The organism is Sebaldella sp. S0638, assembly GCF_024158605.1.
GTDB lineage: Bacteria > Fusobacteriota > Fusobacteriia > Fusobacteriales > Leptotrichiaceae > Sebaldella.
Genome location: NZ_JAMZGM010000201.1, coordinates 1 through 3,220 on the forward strand (window position 1 = coordinate 1; position 3,220 = coordinate 3,220).

General features: G+C 28.1%; 7 protein-coding genes. 2 read left to right on the forward strand and 5 right to left on the reverse strand.

The annotated features are described in order from the left end of the window. The 5 genes from NK213_RS19365 to NK213_RS19380 form a co-directional block, all read right to left on the reverse strand. Positions 1-230: hypothetical protein (locus tag NK213_RS19365; protein WP_253352386.1), on the reverse strand; the 230-nt coding region annotated here is incomplete at its 3' end. A 169-nt stretch (positions 231-399) separates the two neighbouring features. Then, positions 400-528, reverse strand: coding sequence for a hypothetical protein (locus tag NK213_RS20540; RefSeq protein ID WP_256478842.1), 129 nt, complete (start codon positions 526-528; stop codon positions 400-402). 150 nt (positions 529-678) lie between these two features. Continuing rightward, on the reverse strand, positions 679-864 hold the full coding sequence (locus NK213_RS19370) for a hypothetical protein (protein ID WP_253352388.1): 186 nt from the start codon (positions 862-864) through the stop codon (positions 679-681). A 139-nt stretch (positions 865-1,003) separates the two neighbouring features. Beyond that, on the reverse strand, positions 1,004-1,570 hold the full coding sequence (locus NK213_RS19375) for a hypothetical protein (RefSeq protein WP_253352390.1): 567 nt from the start codon (positions 1,568-1,570) through the stop codon (positions 1,004-1,006). Between the two features lie 29 nt (positions 1,571-1,599). Continuing rightward, positions 1,600-2,283, reverse strand: coding sequence for an XRE family transcriptional regulator (locus NK213_RS19380; protein ID WP_253352392.1), 684 nt, complete (start codon positions 2,281-2,283; stop codon positions 1,600-1,602). A 243-nt stretch (positions 2,284-2,526) separates the two neighbouring features. On the opposite strand from NK213_RS19380, the gene NK213_RS19385 reads away from it, so the two are divergent. Together NK213_RS19385 and NK213_RS19390 are read left to right on the forward strand one after the other, a co-directional pair. Next, positions 2,527-2,769, forward strand: coding sequence for a hypothetical protein (locus tag NK213_RS19385; RefSeq protein ID WP_253352394.1), 243 nt, complete (start codon positions 2,527-2,529; stop codon positions 2,767-2,769). Positions 2,770-2,818: 49 nt separating this feature from the next. Then, positions 2,819-3,106 carry a hypothetical protein gene (locus tag NK213_RS19390; RefSeq protein WP_253352396.1) on the forward strand — a complete coding sequence of 96 codons (288 nt, stop codon included), beginning with the start codon at positions 2,819-2,821 and terminating at the stop codon, positions 3,104-3,106. Positions 3,107-3,220: the final 114 nt, after the last annotated feature.

Genomic DNA, 3,220 nt, shown 5'->3' on the forward strand with positions numbered 1-3,220 from the left:
TATCTGTATATTTCAAGAAAGCTCTTTCCATAAAAACTCATCACTGTTTCAATTTCTTCGTCCGGTAACTCTATTCCAGAACACTCCTTTAATACTGTTACTGCTACGCTTAATTTACGATATTCATTCTGTAAGTCTATACCATAATTCATTAATTCTTCATTGTTTTTACTGACTAATTCAGATTGAGTACTTACTTTTTCTAATTTTGATAAACCATATTTTTCCATTCTTACACCTCCTATACACTTATTTCTTTTTTATCCAATCGTATACTTTGGATGTTATATATGCTGTTATTATGCTTATTAGTATTGTCTTTAACATTTTATTCCTTCCCTGAATACTTCGGAAATTTAATACTGACATTAGCTTTTATTTTTGAATTTGGAGATTACTTTAACTTTTAAATATGAGAAAAGTTACTATTGCTCCTAAAATAGACATGACAATTCCGTTTAACATATTTTCACGTTCCAAGTATTTAATCCTTTTTTCCAGTTTTTTCAATTCCATATCTCTATTCATTTCGTCTCCTTTCTTTTTTTACCTACTACACCACCTTAGGCTTTTGATTTTTGGTCTTTTCCACTAGGGCTAATTTGTAGCCTAGGGCATTGGTATATTTTTGTCATATCAAATCAGTTGACAAAAAGAAACTTGAAAAGTATAAAAAAATTAGATATTTGTAACATAATTAAAAACTTTGTCTATAATATCTCTTTTATTTCTATGAAAACTTATATATATGTATTCTGTTGATATACCTAGATTTTTGGCTACTTTGGATAACGAAGTTTTTTTACGGTATATCATATTTTTTAGTGTCATGAATTCTTCGTTTTCTCTTATATCTCTTTTCATGTTCTCACCTCATAAATGATTATATATTTTAATTTGCTAATTGTCAACTTAATTTCGAAATTTTTTTAAATAGATAAATAGAGGCTACCCTTAACGGGTTTCCTCCTCTAGCACCATCATTATTGAGAAATAACTTTTTTTAATCAAAAAAACCTGGAAAACTTTCCTCAATTTTTTCTTTTTGCCATTTCACAGAATTATTATTTTTTATCTCTTGACTATCAATAGAATAAGTTAAGGGGTCTTTTATAGAGTTTCTCCAAAGTATAAGTAAATTTGTTTTTTTCAAAGTCCAAATGTCATCTTTCGAATGTGTCCATGAACTTACATCAATTAATTTTTCAATTTCTTGAAAATTTTTAATAAAAGTTTCTACTTCTAAATTTTTATAAGGTATGTATAAATAATTTATTGAATCCTCGACACTATGTTTTTTAATATATGTATCATATTTTCGTCGAAATTCTACTTTTGCTTCTACTTCATTTTTTAATACTGTGCTTGCACACTTTTCTAAGTCTTCATTTTTATAATATTCTTTAGCATTTAAGTCTTTAATATCAGTGCAAAACAATACTAAATTAAGCTTATTCTGCTGAACTGAGACATGTAATCTACTGTCTAGTCCATCTATTACTTTATCTATTTTACTCTTGCAACCTATCAACCCCATACATAAAACCAACAATACGACTATCTTTTTCATATTTCGCTCCTTAATGTTTATGTAAAATATCATACCCTCATATCCAATACCATAGTTACAACCCCACAACAAGACACCTCATTAAGCCTTTCGTTAGGCACCGTTATATCTTTGTATGCTTCATTATATGACCTTAATATTAAGTCTCCATTATCAAATAATAGCCTCTTTAAATATCTTTCTCCGTCATAATCAATTACACATTCTTTTTTATTCAATAATTCTATTTCCATGCAATAATCAGGGTTTACCACTATTATGTCTCCGTCATTATAATATGGTTCCATTGATTCGCCTTTCACTATTGTACAAAAAGAATTCTTGCTTATTTTGTTATTTAGCTTAGGCAATACTATTTCTTTTACTTCTTCATCAAAATTTATATAACCTTTCCCCGCACTGGCAAATCCGTATATAGGTAAAATCATCGAATTTTCGTCCTTTGGAATTTCGTTCATAGTAGTTTCATCATCTATAAAATCTAGTTTTTTATGGAATTCTAATACATTTTTTCTATATAATTTCGCTAGACTCTTTAAATAAAATGGATTAATATTTTTTCTTAAACCATTCTCTATTCTTGATAAATCTGACTTCGATATTCCTGTATCAATCTCTACTTTGTTAGTGCTATATCCTAATTTTTCACGTATTCCTCTGATATATTCTCCAAACTCTTTCGCTTTTTTTTCATTAATCTTAAATTCTTGCATGTTTCCTCCTTATTACATTCTACCATATTTTTGTTGCCAATCGACAATTTTTATGAAAAAACAGTTGACAATTAGCAAGTGTTATGTTATCATAGTTTTAAGAATAAAAGTTACATATTTTTTTAAACATCAAGTTGCTCATAGACAACAGATGCTGATAAGAAACATTTACACTGAATCGCAAATAAACTTAAAACCAACACAACCAAAATACAAACAAACCTAATATAAGGATCTGATAACATGAATAACAAAGGAATAAGCAAAGAAGAAAGGCTGGAAATTACAGAAGAAATGATTGATGTATGGGAAAACGAGGGAACAGATAGTTCAGATTTCATCTTAGAGAGTGCATTAAAAATTAAAGACAACGCCCTTGTGGAATTGGTTGAAAAAGCCATGGGGTTTCTTGCAAAACTTGAATCGGTAAAAGATGAAATTGACGGAATCATGTGGGATTACTCAGAAATGATTGATAAACAATAAACCCCGTTATTTTAAAAAAATGGAAAATTTGAAATAAGGAGATGAAGAAATGACACCAAAAGATATCAAAGAATTAATATACAACTCTAACCTCGACTACTCTAATTTAAATATAAAAGATGGAAGAACTAAAGGATATATTACAGTACTTGTAGATGATCAAGAATTACAGGAACTTAAAAACACTCCTTACTTCTACTTAGACAGTTACGAAATAAACAAGAAAAAATATTACAAGGAATCTCTTGGTGTCATATTAACTAGTAAAGATGAAAATTATACTTTCCATGATGTAGAGTTCCAATTCAAATTAGAAAATAGAAAGGAAGTGGCTTAAATGGAAATATTTGTACTAGTTGATTCTATAAAAGTAAGTCAAATCATTGAAGTTAAAAGCTTTTTAGGAAATGTCAAAAAATTTAAAGTTATTAAAATTTTATCTGCTAATCTC